Origin of the sequence: Curtobacterium sp. BRB10 (assembly GCF_031844325.1) — a bacterium.
GTDB classification, from domain to species: Bacteria; Actinomycetota; Actinomycetes; order Actinomycetales; family Microbacteriaceae; genus Curtobacterium; species Curtobacterium poinsettiae_A.
Genome location: NZ_JAUZVA010000001.1, coordinates 485,617 through 502,385, shown reverse-complemented (window position 1 = coordinate 502,385; position 16,769 = coordinate 485,617). Strand labels below are relative to the sequence as shown.

Here is a 16,769-nt window from a genome sequence, read left to right as displayed (position 1 = left end):
GGCCCTCGTGCATGTCGCCCGGCTCCTGTCGGACCCCGTCGGTAGTGTGGTCAGACCGTACGACCGGAGGGAACGCGAACGTGAGCGAGACACGCCGCAGTGAGAAGGCGACCGCCGTCGCCGCCTGGGAAGCGCTCTTCCGCGCCCAGGTCGCCGTGATGCGGAGTCTCAACGCGGACTTCCCCGGCGACGAGATCTCGTTCAACGAGTACGACGTCTGCTTCAACCTGTCGACCCAGCCCGGACGCCGCTGCCGGATGCGCGACCTCACCGGGCACCTGCTCCTCACCCAGCCGAGCGTCAGCCGCCTGGTCGACCGGCTCCTCGCCCGCGGCATCGTCGAGAAGCAGCCGGACCCCACCGACGCCCGCGGTGTGATCGTGGCGCTGACCCCGCACGGCTTCGACGTCTACCGCCAGGTTGCCGTGCAGCACGCGGCGAGCATCGCGCAGCAGGTCGGTGCCGGGCTGTCCGACCCCGAACTGCGCACCCTCACCGAACTCTGCACGAAACTCCGGCTGGCGGTCGGCACGGCACCGGGCCGACGGTCGACGGCTCGCTCGGTGGTCGCTCCGGATGCGGCGACGGTGTGACCGGCGCGATCGTCTGGCTCCGTGACGACCTGCGGCTGTCGGACAACCCCGCGCTGCGTGCGGCGATCGACCACGGTGGCGACGTCACGGTGGTGGTCGTCCTCGACGAGCAGTCCCCCGGGCTCCGTCCGATCGGTGCCGCGAGCCGCTGGTGGCTGCACCACTCCCTGACCGCCCTCGACGCCGACCTGCGCGACCGGGGTTCCCGGCTGGTCCTCCGGCGCGGTGCCGCGGCGACGGTCATCGACCAGCTCGTCGCCGACACGGGGGCGGACGCCGTGTACTGGAACCGTCGGTACGGCGCCGTCGAGCGGGACATCGACGCCGGCATCAAGGCGGCCCTGCACGACCGTGACGTCGAGGCGCACAGCTTCGCCGCGAACCTGCTCTGGGAGCCGTGGACGGTGCTCACCGGGCAGGGCGAGCCGTACAAGGTCTTCACCCCGTTCTGGAACGCCGTCCAGGCACTGCCCGAACCACGCCACCCCCTGCCCGACCCCGACGACCTGCCCGCTGCGGCCGACGTCACAGGTGATGCACTGGCCGACTGGGCACTGCTGCCGACGAAGCCCGACTGGGCGGGCGGGCTCCGTGACGCCTGGACCCCGGGCGAGCACGGTGCCCGTCAGCAGCTCGAGCACTTCGTCGAGCACGCGCTCGAGGACTACGACCAGCGCGACGAGCCCGCGATGGAAGCCACCAGCAGCCTCTCCCCGTTCCTGCGGTGGGGCGAGATCAGCCCCTACCAGGTGTGGCACCGCCTGCACGAGCGGCTCGAGCCCGCGCAGCGCCAGAACGCCGCCGCGTTCCTCCGGCAGCTGGCGTGGCGTGAGTTCAACTGGAACGAGTACTTCCACTGCGACGACATCGCCACCGTCAACGTCCGTCGGAACTTCGACGCGTTCCCGTGGCGTGATCCGGAACCGGCCGAGCTGGACCGCTGGCGGCAGGGCCTGACCGGCTTCGACCTGGTCGACGCGGGCATGCGGGAGCTCTGGCACAGCGGCGCCATGCACAACCGGGTGCGGCTGGCCGCCGGCAGCTTCCTCGTGAAGAACCTGCTCGTCGACTGGCGCGTCGGGGAGCAGTGGTTCTGGGACACCCTGGTCGATGCCGACCCCGCCAACAACGCGGCGAACTGGCAGTGGGTCGCGGGCTCCGGCTTCGACGCCGCCCCGTACTTCCGGGTCTTCAACCCCGATCGGCAACTCGAGCGCTTCGACCCGCACCGCGAGTACGTCCACCGCTGGGTCCCCGCCGACGAGCTGCGCCCCGAGCCGATGGTCGACCTGAAGGCGTCGCGGCAGCGGGCGCTCGACGCCTACGAACGGATGCGGCGCTCGTGACCGGGCCGCACCAGGCGATCGCCACCGTCGTCGACCGGGTCGACGAGCTGTTCCGGTCGCGTGTCGAGCAGGGCATCGCTCCGAGCAGCGTGTGGGGCGTGTTCGACCGCTCCGGGCTCGTCGCGTCCGGTGGGCACGGTGACCGTGGTGACGGACGCCGACCGGACGCCGACACCGTGTACCGCATCGCCTCCTGCACCAAGAGCGTCACCGCCGCGACCCTGCTGACCCTCGTCGCCCGGGGAGCGCTCGACCTCGACGCGCCGATCACCGACTTCGTGCCGGCCTTCGGCGCCGTCGACCTGCCGACCGCGGACTCCCCCGTCCCCACGGTACGGATGCTGCTCACGATGTCGGCCGGGTTCCCGACCGACGACCCCTGGGCCGACCGGCAGGAGTCGATCTCGGACGCCGAGCTCGACGAGGTCCTGCGCGGCGGCCTGCTGTTCGACTCGCTCCCGGGCACCCGCTTCGCCTACTCGAACCTCGGCTACGCGCTGCTCGGCCGGGTCGGCGCCGTCGTGACCGGTCAGCCCTTCACCGCAGCCGCCAGCGAGACCGTGCTCCGTCCCCTCGGACTCACCGACACCGTGTTCAGCGCCGACGAGTCGACCGGCTTCGTCGTCACCGGTGTCCGCGGACACGAGGGCGACTGGGAACCCCTGCCGATGACCGGCCCCGGCGCCTTCTCGTCGATCGGCGGGCTCTTCTCGACCGTGCGTGACCTGGCACGCTGGGCGACGCACCTCGGTTCGGCGTTCTCCGCCGCACCGGAAGCCGGCCCGGTCTCCCCCGCCGACCGCCGGCTCATGCAGCAGGCGATGCGGGTCGTCCCCCCGTCCGTCGTCCCGGGTTCGGCCCGGGCGACGGCGTACGGCTTCGGACTGTTCGTCGAGCAGGACGATCGCTTCGGCGAGCTCGTCTCGCACTCCGGCGGCTACCCGGGCTTCTCCGCGCACATGCGGTGGTCCGTGCGCGACGGCGTCGGGGTCGTCGCGTTCGAGAACGCCACGCAGGCCAAGGTCTCCGCGGCCGCCCAGCGAGCGCACGACCTCGTGCTCGACGCGGTGCTGACGGCCCAGGCGCCCGACGCGACCGGAGCGAGCAGCGGGGTGGCGGCGACCACCCGCGCGACGCGAGCCGCCCAGTCCGCCGTGACGCGCCTCCTGGCTGACTGGCGCGACGACCTGGCGGACGCGATCTGCACCCCGAACGTAGCGATGGACGTGCCGTACGACCGACGCCGGCGGGCGGTGGCGCAGGCCGTCGCCGAGGTGGGCGCCGACCTCGGTGCGGCACCGGTCGCCGAGTACGCGGCGACACCGTCGCACCTGCGCTGGTGGCTCCCCGGCACGTGCGGGCGCCTGCGCGTCGAGATCCGGCTCGCGCCCGCCGCCGCGGGGCGCGTCCAGACCCTGAACGTCGTCGCCGAACCGGCGGAGCGCTGACCAAGGGGTGTGACTCGGGCCGGGACGGCTCAGACCGGCGGTCGACCGCCCACGAAGCCGAGCGCCCGCGCGGCGACCCGGGTGCCCTCACGGGCTGCCGCACCGACGCGAACCGGATCCGTCGCCCATGCACGGACGAACCCGGCGACGAAGGCGTCCCCGGCCCCGATGGTGTCGACGACGGTCGCCGGTGTCGCGGGCACCCGGTGGACGCTGCGGCCCCGGCGTCCGATGAGCGCGCCGTCGGCCCCGGCCGTGACGACGACCAGCGGGACGTGCTCGGTCAGCCGACGCACCGCGGCGTCGAGGTCGTCACCCCCCGCGAGGGCGAGCGCCTCGTGCTGGTCGGGGAAGAGCACGTCGACGCCCCGCAGGGCCTCGAGGAACCGGTCGGCACCGATCGTCTCGATCACCGCGACGGACGAGGGATCCACCGCCACGCGCGCCGGGCCGGTCCGGGCGCACGCCACCAGGTCCGCGAGCCGGTCGGCCCCGCCGCCGAGCATGGCGGCGCCGGTCAGGTGCACGATGTCGGCGCGGGCGACCACCGACGGCGGAACGTCGGCGGCACTGATCTTCCCGCTCGCGGCGGGGTCCGACATCGCGGTGCGGCCGTGGTCGTTGCGGACCGAGACCACGACCCCGGTGGACGTCATCGCGTCGTAGCGCAGGTGGGCGCGGACCCCGGCGTCCTCGAGCGCGCGCTCGTGGCGGTAGACGTCGTCGACGCCGACACGGGCGACGACGTCGACCTCGGCCCCGAGCCAGCCGAGCCAGGTGGCGGTGTTGCCACCGGCACCGGTCGGCCGGTGTCGGATCTCGGCGGCGGGGTCGTGCACCCCGATCCGGTGCGCGGTGGTGTGCACGAGGACGCCGTCCAGGACGTCGCCGACGACCAGGAAGCGTTTTCCGGCGCCGCGACGACGGCCCGCGACCACCCGTCCGGCGCGGGTCCCCTCGGGCTGGGACGGCGGTAGAGCGCCCTCGTACGGCATGGACATCCGCAACAGTGTACCTGGAACCGAGTTTTACTCCGTTTCTATCGGTGAAAACGGAGGTTCACAGCGGTTCCGGCAAGACCATCCGATGTGGAACTGATATACCGACTGCTAGTATGTGGACGGTCGCGCGACCACCCCGACGACGGAGAAGCCATGCCCAGGAAGCCCGACCCCACTCGCAAACCCGCGATCCTCGAGAAGGTCGTCGACCACTTCGTCGAGACCAAGATCGAGGACGTCACGGTCCGGGGCCTCGGCCGCGTGCTCGGGACGAGCGCCTACCCGGTCGTCTACCACTTCGGCTCGCGCGACGCCCTGATCGACTCCGTCGTCGAGCACCTCGCGACCTCGCACCGAGCGCCCGCGCTCGACCCTGCCGCCGACACGGACGCCCTCGCCGACCACCTGATCGCGACGTTCGGCGGGCTCGACGACCCACACCGCGCACTGGCTGCACGGCTCACCTTCGAACTCGGGTCGGTCGAATCCCTCGACGGGCGCGACCGGCAGCGCCGCGCGCACCGCTGCCAGGTCGCAGCCATCCGGGCGTGGTGCCGAGCACACGGCGCCGACCCCGTCCTCGCCGAACGTGCGGCCCAGCACACGGTCATGGCCGCGCGCGGAGCCCAGTGGGGCGCACTCGTGGACCGTGCGCACATCGACGCCGACGCGGCACTGCGTCGCATCGCCCACGACCTCGCTGCCAGCACGGCTGACGCAGACCGCGTGCGCTGAGCGCACGCACGCGATCGCGGACCGCTCGCGTCCCCGGCGACGGCGCACAGCCCGGAAAGGCACCCGGGCCACGAACGGGAGGCACGGTGCCAGCTGGCACCGTGCCTCCCGTTCGTCAGGTGGTCACCGTGGTGACCCGCCGACGCGGATCAGAGCGTGACGAACCGCTGCGACTTCGCGTTCTCGAAACGAGCGGCGACGTTCTCCCAGTCGACGATGTTCCAGACGGCCTTGACGTAGTCCGCCTTGACGTTCAGGTAGTCGAGGTAGAAGGCGTGCTCCCACATGTCGAGCATGAAGATCGGGACGAGACCGAACGGGATGTTGCCCTGCTGGTCGAAGAGCTGGAACGTGGTGAGCTTCTGGCCCACGGTGTCCCAGGCCAGCACGGACCAGCCGGAGCCCTGGATGCCGTTCGCGACGGCGGCGAACTGTGCCTGGAACTTCTCGAACGAGCCGAAGAACTCGTCGATCGCCGCGGCGAGCTCGCCCTCGGGGACCTTCGTGTCCGGGCCGAGGTTGGTCCAGAAGATCGAGTGGTTCACGTGGCCACCGAGGTGGAACGCGAGGTCCTTCTCGAGCTTGTTGATCGCACCGAAGTTGCCGGACTCACGGGCCTCACCGAGCTGCTGCAGCGCGGTGTTGGCACCGGTCACGTAGGCCTGGTGGTGCTTGTCGTGGTGCAGCTGCATGATCTTGCCGCTGATGTGCGGCTCGAGCGCGGCGTAGTCGTACGGCAGTTCCGGCAGGGTGTACTCAGCCATGTGAGGTCCTTTCGATCAGTGGGTTGTGGACGCGGCTCCGCGGCTCACGAGAGCCGGGAACGATCGGTGAGGGAGTGGAATTCCCGGTTGTGGTAGACCAGCGGCTCGCCGCGGTCGGCGCCGACGATGATGTCGAGCACCTCGGCCACGACGACGGTCGAGCTGCCGATGGGCGTCGTCGACAGCGGTCGGCAGCGGAGCGCACTCGCCGCACTCGGCAGGTAGCGGTCGCCCGACGGCAGGGTGCCCCAGATCGGGTCGTCCGCCGCCGGGCTGCCGGTCGAGGCGAACCGCTTGGCGAGTGCGACCCCGAGGGAGTCGACCAGGTGCACGACGAACAGCGGCGCACCGAGCACGACCCCGGCCGAGCCGGAGTTCGTCGAGAGCGAGAAGACGAGGACGGGCGGGTCGACGGCGACACTCGCGACGCTCGAGGCGGTGAGGCCGGTCGGTCCGTCCGGGCCTTCGGCCGTGATGACGGCGACGCCGGCAGGGTGCCCGCGGAAGGCGGACTTGTACGCGTCGGCGATGGTGGCCGGTGCTTCGTCGGGCATGGTGATCGTGGTCGTTCCTTCGGGAGGGGCTGCCGTCACTCGGCGGCTGCCACCCAACGTATGACCTGAACCCTGGTTGAGGTCAACGATTCACAGGTTCGGGCGCGGCCGGGCGCGCCGTCGTGGCACTTCGTGAGCAGGAATGGTCGGGTCACACACGGCGACCCGACCGATCCTGCTCACGAAGCGCAGCGAAGCGAGCGGAGCGACGTGCGCGCGCCCGCTCGACAGCTCGCCCGCTCGACCGCTCAGCCGCGCGACCGCTCAGCGGCGCTTGAGCATGACGAGCGCACCCGCGGCCGCCACGACCATGAGCACCGCCGCGACGCCCGCCGTGATCGTCACGCCAGAGTCGAACGCGGCCCGTGCCGACTCGAGCAACACCTGCCCGGCGCTGCCACCGAGCTGCCCCGCCGCGGCGACCGCGCCGCCGAGGGTCTCCTGCGCCGCGACGTGCGCCGCCGAGGACAGCCCGTCGGGCACCACGACGTGCGCGCGGTAGGTCGTCGCCAGGATCGTCCCGAGGACCGCGGTCCCGAGGACGGCGCCGATCTCGTACGCCGTCTCGGACATCGCCGACGCCGCACCCGCCTTGTCCGCCGGTGCCGTCGAGATGATGAGGTCGTTCGTCACCGTCTCGGACGCCCCGATCCCGATGCCGAGCAGCACGAACGCGAACGCCAGGGCGGCGATGGACGCGTGGTGCCCGAGCACCGCGACGAGGGCGTACGCCGCCGCCGAGAACAGCAGCGCGACCGACACGACCCAGCGCGGGGCGACACGTGCCACGACCGGCACGACCGCGAGCCCGGCGACGATGGTCAGGACCGACCCCGGGATGAGCACGACGCCGGACGTGAACGGGTCGAGCCCGGCCACGAGCTGCAGGTGCTGGGCGATGAAGAACAGGAACCCGGTGAGCGAGAACATCGCCGCCAGGTTCATCAGCACGCTGCCGGTGAAGGCCGTGCTGCGGAACAGGCGCAGGTCGAGCATCGGCGTGCGGGACCGCAGCTGCCGACGGACGAACGCGATGCCGCACACGACACCGACCGCGAGCATCGCGATCGCGAGGCCACGCTCCTCGGGGTGCACGACCGACTTGATGGCCCAGGCGATCGGTGCGAGGGCGCCGAGGGACAGGAACATGCTCGGCAGATCGACCGGCCCGGGCATCGGGTCACGGGACTCCGGCACGCAGAACGGCACACCGACGAGCATGAGCACGAGGATCGGCACCGCGACCAGGAACACGCTGCCCCAGTGGAAGTGCGCGAGCAGCGCGCCGCCGACGAGCGGGCCGAGCGCGTTGCCGGCAGCGAACATCGTCGACCAGACGGCGAGCGCCATCCGCCGCTCCCCCGCGTCCACGAACACGTTGCGGATGATCGACAGCGTCGCGGGCATGAGCATCGCGCCGAACACGCCCATCGCGATCCGGGCCGCGACGAGCATCCAGGCGTCGGTCGCGAAGGCCGCGGCGACCGAGAACAGGGCGAACCCGGTCGCGCCGATCACCAGGATCCGCCGTCGGCCGATGCGGTCACCGATGCTGCCCATCACGACGAGCAGGCCGGCGAGCACCAGCGGGTACGCGTCCACGATCCAGAGCTGCGTGGTGGCGTCCGGGTTCAGCGCGCGACTGATCGACGGCAGCGCGAAGCTCAGGATGGTGTTGTCGACCGAGATGAGCAGGACCGGCAGCATGAGCACCGCGAGCGCCAGGAACCGTCGGGCGCGGCTCCCGGTGACGCGGGTGGCGACGGGGCTGGTGAGCAGTGCGGACACAGCGGACTCCTGGGATTTCGAGCCGGACCAGGTCGACGGCGGGTGGTACGTGGGGCAGACGAGACGGGACGCGGAATCGACACGCGCCCCGTCAGGACTCCGTTAGTGTACCGTCTGGACGGTTTTGGTTGCAAATGCAACCGCCATGGTCGGGAGGCCCGTGGCGATCCCGCCACGGGCCTTGAGTCGATCCACTGGTCGCGTCGTCGGGCCTACGCCGATTCGCGGAGCAGCAACCGGTGTCGCACGGTGCGCTCGACGGCCTCGCCCGAGCGCGGCAGCTCGCCCGCGAGCATGCCGAGCGCCAGGTCGAGGGCCTGGCCCGCGACCTCGTCGAGGTCGACGGCCAGCGTGGTCAGCGTCGGTGCGACGAGCGTCCCGAGCGGGAGGCCGTCGACGCCGACCACGCGGACGTCCCCGGGGACGTCGACCCCGGCACGACGGCAGGCCGACAGCACGCCGAGGGCCAGCACGTCGTTGAACGCCAGCACCGCGTCCACCCGGCGGTGCTCGGCGAGGATCCGTTCGGTTCGTTCGGCACCGGCCTCTGCGGTGGGCGCGGCCACGATGACGAGGTCGGGCAGGTACCCGCGACGCCGGAGTGCCGCGGCCATGTGCTCCCCGCGCTGGCTCGGCACGCCGTCGGCGGCGGCGTCGAGCACGACGGGGTGCTTGACCCCGGTGTCGACGAGGTGGTCGGCGAGGGCCTCGATCGCGGTGGTCGGGTCGATCCGGACGGCGGCGCGGGTCACCGGCCCGGAGGGGTCGAGCTCGACGACCGGGACCGAGCCGAGCCGTTCGATCCACTCCGGCGCACGGGACCCGAGGTAGCCGATCACGACGTCCGTCTGGGCGCCGAGGGACTCCACCATCCGGTCCGAGTCGCTCGCGAGCCCGACGTCGGCGAGCATGACGTTCCACCCGCGGGCGGCGGCCAGGCCGAGTACCGCGGACGCGAGTGCCGGTGCGTAGGGGTTCCGCAGGTCGTTGACGACGAGCCCGAGCTGGTGGTCGCCCCCCGTGACGAGCCCACGGCCGAACCGTGACGGACGGTAGTCGAGCGCAGCCGCCGCCTGGAGCACGCGGTCCTTGGTCGCCGCGCTGATGCCGGACATGCCGTTCATCGCGCGGGTGACGGTCTGCCGGGACACCCCGGCGGCCGCGGCGACGTCGATGATCGTCGTGCGGCCGCCCGGGGTCAGGCGCGGAGGTCCAGCCATGCCACCTGTTCCGGGGAGAGGTCGACGGAGAGGCCCGTCATGGACGACCGGGCCTCCGCGATCGTACGGGGTCCGAAGAGCGGGAACGTCGGGAACGGCTGGTTGAGCACGTACGCCAGGGCGATCGCCGTCGCCGGGACACCGAACTGCTCGCCGAGCTCGCGCGCACGCCGGAGCCGCTCGAAGTTGTCGTCCGAGTAGTAGCAGCGGACGAGTTCGGCGTCGCTGGTGTCCTCGGGCGTCGCACGGCCGGTGAAGAACCCGCGGGCCTGCGAGGACCACGGCAGCAACGGGACCTGACGTTCCTCGAGCCAGGCCTTCGATGCCGCATCGGTCGCGTGTTCGCAGCCGTCCCACGGCACGTCGTACGCCTCGGCGAGACCGAAGTGGTTGCTGAGCACCTCGAACCCGTGCTTGCCGTTGGCACGCGCGTAGGCGTTCGCCTCGTCGAACCGTGCGGGAGTCCAGTTCGAGCCGCCGTACACGCGGATGCGCCCGGCTCGGCGGTGCTCGTCGAGGACGTCGACGAACTCCCCCACCGGGACGTCGGGGTTGTCGCGGTGCATCATGTAGATGTCCGCATAGTCGGTGCCCTGACGATCGAGGCTCTCGAGCAGCTGCCGGGTGATCGACTCCGGGTCACAGTGCGGGGTGTGGGCGCCCTTCGTGATGACGACCACGTCCTCGCGGATCCCCCGGTTCTGGATCCACCTGCCGAGCCGCCCCTCGAGCACACCGCCGCCGTAGATGTACCCGGTGTCGAACACGTTGCCGCCCTGCTCGACGAACAGGTCGAAGATCGCACTGGCGTGTGCCAGGTCGGGCTGGTTGTCGACACCCATCACCAGGCGGGACATCCGCTTGCCCACGCCCGGCACCTCGCCGGAGCGCATCGGGTTGCCGTCCTGCACGGCGAGCGGTCGGCCGGACACCGTCGGGATGTCGGCACTCTCGGCCTCGAAGGGGTAGCGCAGGCCGATCGCCGCGCGCCACCGGTCGAGCGTGCGGGCGGTGGCGAGGGTCTCGTCGATGGTCATCTGCGCCGCCTCGACCGCCCCGGCCCGCAGGGCGTCGGTGGTGGCGTCGGCTTCTCGGGCGTAGGGGTGCTCACCCGCGAACGACAGCGAGCGAGGGGGTTCGTCGACGGTGTGGATCTCGATGGTGGGGTCGTCGCCGAGGGTCCACGGGTCCGTGAGCACGATGCGTCCGCGCGAGCCGTACACCGACACGGCGTTGTCGTCCTGCACGAAGACGCCGGTCCGGACCGTCGCCGTGGTCCCGCCCTTGTAGGTGAGCTGCGCGACCGTCCACTCGTCGACCCCGGTCGGCCCGAGGGTTCCGGTGGCGGTGAGGTCCACGGGCTCGGCGACGGCGACACCGGTGGCGGCCTGCACGATCGCGGCGGCCATCGTCACCGGGTACCCGCCGACGTCGAGGATCCCGCCGCCGGCGGTCTCGACGTCGAACAGGCGACCGGTGCGCTCGCCCGTCCGGAAGGCGAACGAGGCGTCGATGTGGGTCACGTCCCCGATCACGCCGTCGCGGACCAGGTCGAGCAGCGCCGCGGTCTGCGGGTGGAAGCGGTACATGAACGCCTCGACGAGCGGCAGGCCGGCCTGCCGTGCGGCGTCGGTGAGCGCCATCGCGGTGCCGTGGTTCACGGCGAGGGGCTTCTCGCAGAGGACGGCCTTGCCGGCTTCGAGTGCGGCGAGGACGAGCCGGGCGTGCCCGGTGTGCACGGTCGACACGTAGACGGCGTCCACGCGCGGGTCGGCGAGGACCTGGTCGTAGGTACCGGCGGTCACGTCCGCGAACCCGAAACCGGCGGCCTCGTCGGCGAAGACCTGCGCCCGCTCGGCCGACGAACTGCCGGCCGCGACCAGGACGCCCCCGCTGGCGGGCAGCTGCGAGAGGAAGCGTCGGGCGATGCCGCCGGGGCCGAGGACGGCCCACCCGGGGCGGTCGGTGCTGGTCGAGGTCGGGGTGGTGGCGGTGTTCGCCGTCTGCGCTGACATGCGGATCCTTGTCGTCTCGTGAACCTTCACGGTCGGTTCGAAGCTAGCGGACACCGGAGCGATCGGCAACGGTCCTGCGGTGATCCGTGAACGTTCACGGCGGCGATGGACGAGCTGGCGTCCGCTTCCCCGAGAACTGCTCCTAGACTCTCGGCATGGCCAGTGCCCGCGACCGCGTCCTCGACAGCTTCGTCGCCATCGTGTGCGAGGAGGGCGAGCGTCCCGCCACGCTCGACGCCGTCGCCGCGCGCGCCGGTGTCTCGAAGGGCGGGCTGCTCTACCACTTCGGCTCCAAGGCCGCGCTGGTCGAGGGGCTCTGCGAACGACTGTCGGACCTGTCCGCGATCGACGTCGAGCGGATGCAGGAGGCCGAGGACGGCGCCGCGCGCTACTTCGTCCGCAACTGCCTGTTCGTCGGCAGCGAGCTGGACCTCGCCCTGCTCGCCGCGAGCCGCCTGCAGCAGGCTGGCTACGAAGAGGCGGGACGCACCCTCGACGACACCGAGAACGCCTGGCTCGCGACCCTCGTCGACGCCCTCGGCGACGAGCCGACCGCGCAGGCCGTCAAGCTCCTCGGCGACGGGCTGTACCACCAGGCCTCGCTCGGAGCTGCGAGCGAGGTGCGGCCGAAGCGGGGCAGCGTCGACATGGAGACCCTGCTCACCGTCGTCGACCGTCTGATCGCGACGCGACGCGACCCGGAGCGTGAACCGGCACACCCCCGGCTGGGGATAGACTGGGGAACGATCCACTCGTCGACACCCGGAGGTATCCCGTGGGCCGCGTCATCGCCGCTGTTTTCTCGATCCTGCTGCTGCTGGTGTCGATGTACCTGTTCGGGTTCGCCTTCCAGGTCGAGTCGGGCCAGGCCTTCGTCTTCATGGCCGGCGTGCTCCTGATGAGCCTCTCCTTCTTCCTGCCGATCCACGTGTTCGGCAAGCGCTAGCCAGCAAGCGCTGACCAGCGAGCGCAGAACGGCCCCGCACCTCACCGGTGCGGGGCCGTTCTGCGTGGCGCGTCAGGTCACGAGCCGATCAGACCAGGACCCGCAGGGTCCGCAGCGTCACCGCGGTGCTGATCGCCGCGTGCGCGGCCTCGGCACCCTTGTCCTCCTTCGAGCCGGGCAGCCCGGCGCGGTCGAGCCCCTGCTGCTCGTCGTCCAGCGTGAGCACACCGAACCCGACGGGCTTGCCGGTGTCGATCGCGACCTGCGTCAGGCCGCTCGTCGCCGCGCCCGACACGTACTCGAAGTGCGGGGTGCCGCCGCGGATGATGACGCCGAGGGCGACCGCCGCGTCGAAACCGGCCTCGAGCGCGGTCTTCGCGACCACGGGCAGCTCGAAGCTGCCGGGCACGGGGATGACGTCGGCCGTCGCACCGAGCCGCTCGACCTCGCGCTGCGCCCCGGCCAGCAGGCCCGCGGCGATCGTGTCGTGCCACTGTCCGGCGATGATGGCCACCCGGATCCCGGTGCCGTCCACCTGGTCGCGGTCCGCCGCGCCTGCTCCGCTCATCGTGTCGTTCCTTCCGTGGGCGCTGCGGTCGCTGCCGCCGCCCGGTCTGCCGCGTCCAGCCACTCGGCGAGCGCGGCGATGGTGATGACGGGCACGCCCTCGCGTGCCCCGAGTGCGACGAGCGCCGGCAGCCGCATCATGCTGCCGTCCTCGTCGACGATCTCGCAGATCGCCGCAGCGGGCCGGAGTCCGGCCGCGGTGACGAGCTCGATCGCTGCTTCGGTGTGCCCGGCGCGCTCACGGACCCCGCCCGGTCGTGCGCGCAGGGGCACCACGTGTCCGGGTCGGTGCAGGTCGTCGCGCACCGAGTTCGGGTCGGCGAGGACCCGCAGCGTGCGGGCGCGGTCGTGGGCGCTGATGCCCGTGGTCACCCCGACGGCCGCGTCGACGGTGACGGTGTAGGCCGTGCCGCGGACGTCCTCGTTGTGCGCCACCATCGGCGGCAGGTCGAGGGCGTCGGCGATCTCGGTGCTGACGGGCGCGCAGATGAACCCGGATGAGTGCGCCACGGTCCAGGCGATCCACTCCGGCGAGGCGAGCTCGGCGGACAGGATGACGTCGCCCTCGTTCTCGCGGTCCTCGTCGTCGACGACGATCACCGGGCGACCGGCGGCGATCGACGTGATCGCAGCCTCGATGCTCGACGACCCGAGTGCCTGCGTGGCGGCACCGGTCTCGGCCACCATCACCGGGCCTCCGATCCGACGGTCTCGAGCGACTGCGCCGCGGCGTCGAGCCGCAGCATGCGGCGGACGTGCCGTGCCAGGACGTCGGTCTCGACGTTCACCCGATCGCCCGGCACGCGGAGCCCGAGCGTCGTCGCCTCGAGCGTCTCGGGGATCAGGCTCACCTCGAACCAGGCGGCGTCGGGCGCGGTGTCCTCGGGCGAGACCGCGCTGACCGTGAGCGAGACGCCGTCGAGCGCGATCGAGCCCTTGTCGACCACGAGCGGGCTGAGCGCCGGCGCGAGCGAGAACCGCACGCGCCGCCAGCCGTCGCCGTCCGCCGTCTCGAGCACCGTGGCGGTGCCGTCGATGTGGCCCTGCACGATGTGCCCGCCCAGGCGGTCACCCACCGAGGCGGCGCGCTCGAGGTTCAGGCGGTCCCCCACCCGGAGCGCACCGTGTGCGCTCATGTCGAGGGTCTGCTTCATGACGAAGGCCGTGAAGGTCTCGGGGGTCTGCTCGACGACGGTCAGGCAGACACCACTCGTCGCGATCGAGTCGCCGTGCCGGGCGTCCTGCACGACGACGGGGCCGTGGACGGTGAGCGCGACGGAGTCGCCCTGCTGCTCGACGGCGGTGACGGTGCCGAGTTCCTCGATGATGCCGGTGAACACTGGTGTCCTCTCAACGGGACTCCGGGGGCGTTCGACGATCGTCGGCATCGACGGACGGGTCGCACCCCACGGGTCGCGGGGTCGTCCTGTCCGCCAGCGCGCCTCCCATCCGGACTTTCACCGTCGGTCCCGGAATCCCACCGGGTCAACCTCTGGCGGGTTCGCACCCGTCATCAGTTCGTGGACTGTCACCACCGGCTCGGAATTCCACCGACCCCGGAGCGCTTGCGTAGTCGGAACGATACCCCAGGCCGCTGACGGCCGCGTCGTTCTGCTCCACCGGCCGTCACGGGGCGTCGCACCCTCGGCGCGCGTGGGCGCATCAGGTGCACCGGCATGTTCCGACAGAGCACTCGTCGATCGACTGGTGTCCTGTCGAACCATGCACGCACATCCGATGCTCGGGCATCTTCCGACGAAGCACGCGTCGATCGACCCGCGTTCCGTCGCGGCATGCACACGCATGCTCCGCCGGGCGGCGTGACGACGAGGGGCGCCGCGGGTGCGGCGTCCCTCGTCGTCCTGTCGGTCAGTGCCGGCGACGGAGCACGAGCGTGCCCGCTCCGGCGAGGAGCAGCAGGAGCGCGAACCCGGCCGGCAGGACCGGCGAGCCGGCTCCCGTGTAGGCGAGCTCCGGCTGGCCGTCACCGGTCGCGGCGGTTGCCGCGACGGTGCCGGCGCTCGTCCGGACCCCGCTGGTGGCAGCGGTGGTGCTGGTCACCACACCCGCCGTGGAGGCCCGGGTCGGCTCGACCACGCCGACCGCGCCCACCGGGATGGTCGCCGTGCCGGGCGTGGTGCCGGTACCGGTGCCCGTCCCGTCGGTGGGGACGGTGCCCGGGTCGGTGGCGGGGTCCGTGCCCGGGTCGGTACCCGGGTCCGTACCGGGGTTCGTACCGGGGTCGGTACCGGGGTCCGTGCCCGGGTCGGTACCGGGGTCCGTGCCCGGGTCGGTACCGGGGTCCGTGCCCGGGTCGGTCCCGGGGTCCGTGCCGGTGCCGGGGGTGGCGCTGGTGCCGTCACCGACGATGACGATCCCGTTGCCGCCGATGGTGATCGGCAGGCTGATCACCGGGGTGACCTGGGTGCCGGAGAGCAGGCCGCCGTCGCCGGAGGTCGAACCGCCGGTCGTCGGGGTCGTGGCACCGGTGGCCGGAGTCGTCGTGCCGCCGGTGCTCGTGCCGTCACCGACGATGCCGATCCCGTTGCCACCGATCGTGACCGGGACGTCGACGACCGGGGACACCTGCGTGCCCGAAGCCGTGCCGTCCGAACCCGAGGTCGAACCACCAGCCGACGGAGCCGTCCCGGTACCCGTGCCCGCAGCAGGCGCCGTGCCCGTCGCGGCCCCCGTTCCGAGCAGCCCGATGCCGTTGTCCGCCACTGTGACCGGGACGTCGACGACCGGGGACACCTGCGTGCCCGAAGCCGTGCCGTCCGAACCCGAGGTCGAACCACCGGCCGCCGGAGCGGTCCCGGTACCCGTGCCCGCAGCAGGCGCAGCGCCCGTCGCGGCCCCCGTTCCGAGCAGCCCGATGCCGTTGTCCGCCACCGTGACCGGGATCGAGACGACCGGGGACACCTGCGTGCCCGAGGCCGTGCCGTCCGAACCCGAGGTCGAACCACCGGCCGACGGAGCGGTCCCGGTACCCGTGCCCGCAGCAGGCGCAGTGCCCGTCGCGGCCCCGTCACCGAGGACGCCGATGCCGTTGCCACCGATCGTCACCGGGACGTCGACCGGACCGGTCACCTGGGTGCCAGAGAGCAATCCGTCGGTGCCCGAGGTCGTGGGCGCAGACGGGGCTTCGGCGGCTGGTGCCGGGGTCGTCGCAGCCGGGGCGGTCGACGTCGCGGTACCGTCGCCGAGGACGCCGATCCCGTTGCCGGACACCGTCACGGGGACGGTCACGGCCGGGGTGACCTGGGTGCCGGAACCCGTGCCGTCCTCGCCCGAGGTGCTCGGAGCGGGAGCAGCAGGCGCCGGATCTGCAGGCGCCGGAGCCGGAGCCGGAGCAGCAGGCGCCGGAGCCGCCGCGGGTGCGGCGGCCGAGACCGCGTCACCGGCGACGGCCACGGCGTTGCCGCCGACCGTCACCGGTGCCGTGACGTCCGGCACCACCTGGGTGCCCGAGAGCGTGCCGTCCTGGCCCGAGGTGCTGGGGGCAGGAGCGGTCGTGGCCGGAGCGGGCACCGGAGCGGCGGTCGTGGACCCGGTCTCCGTCGACACTGCGTCGCCGAGCACGGCGATCGCGTTGCCGCCGAGGGACACCGGGGCGTCCACAGCGGGGGCCACCTGGGTGCCCGAGACGGTGCCGTCGGCACCGGATGTCGTGGCGGCGTTCGCCGCAGCCGTGCCGCCGAGCGTGAGCCCGCCGACGAAGAGGGCGAACCAGAGCCCTCTGGAGACGTACTTGTTCATGGTCGTACTCCCTGATCGAGATCGTCACCGACC

General features: G+C 72.2%; 15 protein-coding genes and 1 riboswitch. Of the genes, 5 read left to right on the top strand and 10 right to left on the bottom strand.

Annotated elements, in window-relative coordinates; all coding sequences use genetic code 11:
- Window positions 1-80 precede the first annotated feature (80 nt).
- From Q9R26_RS02490 to Q9R26_RS02480, 3 genes are read left to right on the top strand one after another with little or no spacing between them, the layout of a single operon-like run.
- Window positions 81-593 (top strand): MarR family winged helix-turn-helix transcriptional regulator, encoded by a 513-nt coding sequence (locus Q9R26_RS02490; protein WP_182065650.1) that lies wholly within the window; start codon window positions 81-83, stop codon window positions 591-593.
- Entirely contained in the window at window positions 590-1,939 is a 1,350-nt protein-coding gene (locus tag Q9R26_RS02485) for a deoxyribodipyrimidine photo-lyase (protein WP_259579575.1), read from the top strand. The genes Q9R26_RS02490 and Q9R26_RS02485 overlap by 4 nt, the downstream gene beginning before the upstream one ends.
- Window positions 1,936-3,387, top strand: coding sequence for a serine hydrolase domain-containing protein (locus Q9R26_RS02480; RefSeq protein WP_311226466.1), 1,452 nt, complete (start codon window positions 1,936-1,938; stop codon window positions 3,385-3,387). The genes Q9R26_RS02485 and Q9R26_RS02480 overlap by 4 nt, the downstream gene beginning before the upstream one ends.
- Window positions 3,388-3,416: 29 nt before the next feature.
- Here Q9R26_RS02480 and Q9R26_RS02475 read toward each other — a convergent pair whose 3' ends face one another.
- On the bottom strand, window positions 3,417-4,388 hold the full coding sequence (locus tag Q9R26_RS02475; protein WP_259579578.1) for a carbohydrate kinase family protein: 972 nt from the start codon (window positions 4,386-4,388) through the stop codon (window positions 3,417-3,419).
- Window positions 4,389-4,541: 153 nt separating this feature from the next.
- Between Q9R26_RS02475 and Q9R26_RS02470 the strand changes: the two genes are divergently transcribed.
- Window positions 4,542-5,123: a hypothetical protein gene (locus Q9R26_RS02470; protein ID WP_311226465.1), complete on the top strand. Its 582-nt coding sequence runs from the start codon at window positions 4,542-4,544 to the stop codon at window positions 5,121-5,123.
- 149 nt (window positions 5,124-5,272) lie between these two features.
- Here the strand turns inward: Q9R26_RS02470 and Q9R26_RS02465 are convergent, their stop codons facing one another.
- The 5 genes from Q9R26_RS02465 to Q9R26_RS02445 form a co-directional block, all read right to left on the bottom strand.
- On the bottom strand, window positions 5,273-5,887 hold the full coding sequence (locus tag Q9R26_RS02465; RefSeq protein WP_027466323.1) for a superoxide dismutase: 615 nt from the start codon (window positions 5,885-5,887) through the stop codon (window positions 5,273-5,275).
- A 44-nt stretch (window positions 5,888-5,931) separates the two neighbouring features.
- The gene (locus Q9R26_RS02460) at window positions 5,932-6,441 is read right to left on the bottom strand and encodes a flavin reductase family protein (protein ID WP_027466322.1); all 510 of its coding nucleotides are present in this window, start codon (window positions 6,439-6,441) and stop codon (window positions 5,932-5,934) included.
- A 264-nt stretch (window positions 6,442-6,705) separates the two neighbouring features.
- On the bottom strand, window positions 6,706-8,229 hold the full coding sequence (locus Q9R26_RS02455) for an MFS transporter (RefSeq protein WP_182065645.1): 1,524 nt from the start codon (window positions 8,227-8,229) through the stop codon (window positions 6,706-6,708).
- A gap of 212 nt (window positions 8,230-8,441) precedes the next feature.
- Window positions 8,442-9,449, bottom strand: a complete 1,008-nt coding sequence (locus tag Q9R26_RS02450; protein WP_259579579.1) for a LacI family DNA-binding transcriptional regulator — start codon at window positions 9,447-9,449, stop codon at window positions 8,442-8,444.
- Window positions 9,428-11,464 (bottom strand): aldo/keto reductase, encoded by a 2,037-nt coding sequence (locus tag Q9R26_RS02445; protein WP_311226464.1) that lies wholly within the window; start codon window positions 11,462-11,464, stop codon window positions 9,428-9,430. Before Q9R26_RS02445 ends, Q9R26_RS02450 begins: the two co-directional genes overlap by 22 nt.
- Window positions 11,465-11,619: 155 nt before the next feature.
- Between Q9R26_RS02445 and Q9R26_RS02440 the strand changes: the two genes are divergently transcribed.
- On the top strand, window positions 11,620-12,363 hold the full coding sequence (locus Q9R26_RS02440) for a TetR/AcrR family transcriptional regulator (protein WP_311226463.1): 744 nt from the start codon (window positions 11,620-11,622) through the stop codon (window positions 12,361-12,363).
- A 135-nt stretch (window positions 12,364-12,498) separates the two neighbouring features.
- Here Q9R26_RS02440 and ribH read toward each other — a convergent pair whose 3' ends face one another.
- The 4 genes from ribH to Q9R26_RS02420 form a co-directional block, all read right to left on the bottom strand.
- A complete protein-coding gene (ribH, locus tag Q9R26_RS02435) occupies window positions 12,499-12,978 on the bottom strand; it encodes a 6,7-dimethyl-8-ribityllumazine synthase (protein WP_182065642.1) in 480 nt (159 codons plus the stop codon).
- Window positions 12,975-13,664 carry a 3,4-dihydroxy-2-butanone-4-phosphate synthase gene (gene ribB / locus Q9R26_RS02430; RefSeq protein ID WP_311226462.1) on the bottom strand — a complete coding sequence of 230 codons (690 nt, stop codon included), beginning with the start codon at window positions 13,662-13,664 and terminating at the stop codon, window positions 12,975-12,977. Before ribB ends, ribH begins: the two co-directional genes overlap by 4 nt.
- Entirely contained in the window at window positions 13,664-14,317 is a 654-nt protein-coding gene (locus Q9R26_RS02425) for a riboflavin synthase (RefSeq protein WP_071247477.1), read from the bottom strand. The genes ribB and Q9R26_RS02425 overlap by 1 nt, the downstream gene beginning before the upstream one ends.
- 93 nt (window positions 14,318-14,410) lie before the next feature.
- A riboswitch (FMN riboswitch) is annotated at window positions 14,411-14,545 on the bottom strand.
- A gap of 301 nt (window positions 14,546-14,846) precedes the next feature.
- Complete coding sequence (locus tag Q9R26_RS02420; RefSeq protein ID WP_311226461.1) at window positions 14,847-16,736, bottom strand: chaplin family protein; 1,890 nt, start codon at window positions 16,734-16,736, stop codon at window positions 14,847-14,849.
- Between the last annotated feature and the right edge of the window lie 33 nt (window positions 16,737-16,769).

Bases quoted from the DNA above. Each gene is read 5' to 3' on its own strand.
- Q9R26_RS02445 (WP_311226464.1), bottom strand. From the start codon at position 11,464: ATGTCAGCGCAGACGGCGAACACCGCCACCACCCCGACCTCGACCAGC.
- ribB (WP_311226462.1), bottom strand. From the start codon at position 13,664: ATGGTGGCCGAGACCGGTGCCGCCACGCAGGCACTCGGGTCGTCGAGC.
- Q9R26_RS02465 (WP_027466323.1), bottom strand. From the start codon at position 5,887: ATGGCTGAGTACACCCTGCCGGAACTGCCGTACGACTACGCCGCGCTC.
- ribH (WP_182065642.1), bottom strand. From the start codon at position 12,978: ATGAGCGGAGCAGGCGCGGCGGACCGCGACCAGGTGGACGGCACCGGG.
- Q9R26_RS02440 (WP_311226463.1), top strand. From the start codon at position 11,620: ATGGCCAGTGCCCGCGACCGCGTCCTCGACAGCTTCGTCGCCATCGTG.
- Q9R26_RS02470 (WP_311226465.1), top strand. From the start codon at position 4,542: ATGCCCAGGAAGCCCGACCCCACTCGCAAACCCGCGATCCTCGAGAAG.
- Q9R26_RS02460 (WP_027466322.1), bottom strand. From the start codon at position 6,441: ATGCCCGACGAAGCACCGGCCACCATCGCCGACGCGTACAAGTCCGCC.
- Q9R26_RS02420 (WP_311226461.1), bottom strand. From the start codon at position 16,736: ATGAACAAGTACGTCTCCAGAGGGCTCTGGTTCGCCCTCTTCGTCGGC.
- Q9R26_RS02475 (WP_259579578.1), bottom strand. From the start codon at position 4,388: ATGTCCATGCCGTACGAGGGCGCTCTACCGCCGTCCCAGCCCGAGGGG.
- Q9R26_RS02450 (WP_259579579.1), bottom strand. From the start codon at position 9,449: ATGGCTGGACCTCCGCGCCTGACCCCGGGCGGCCGCACGACGATCATC.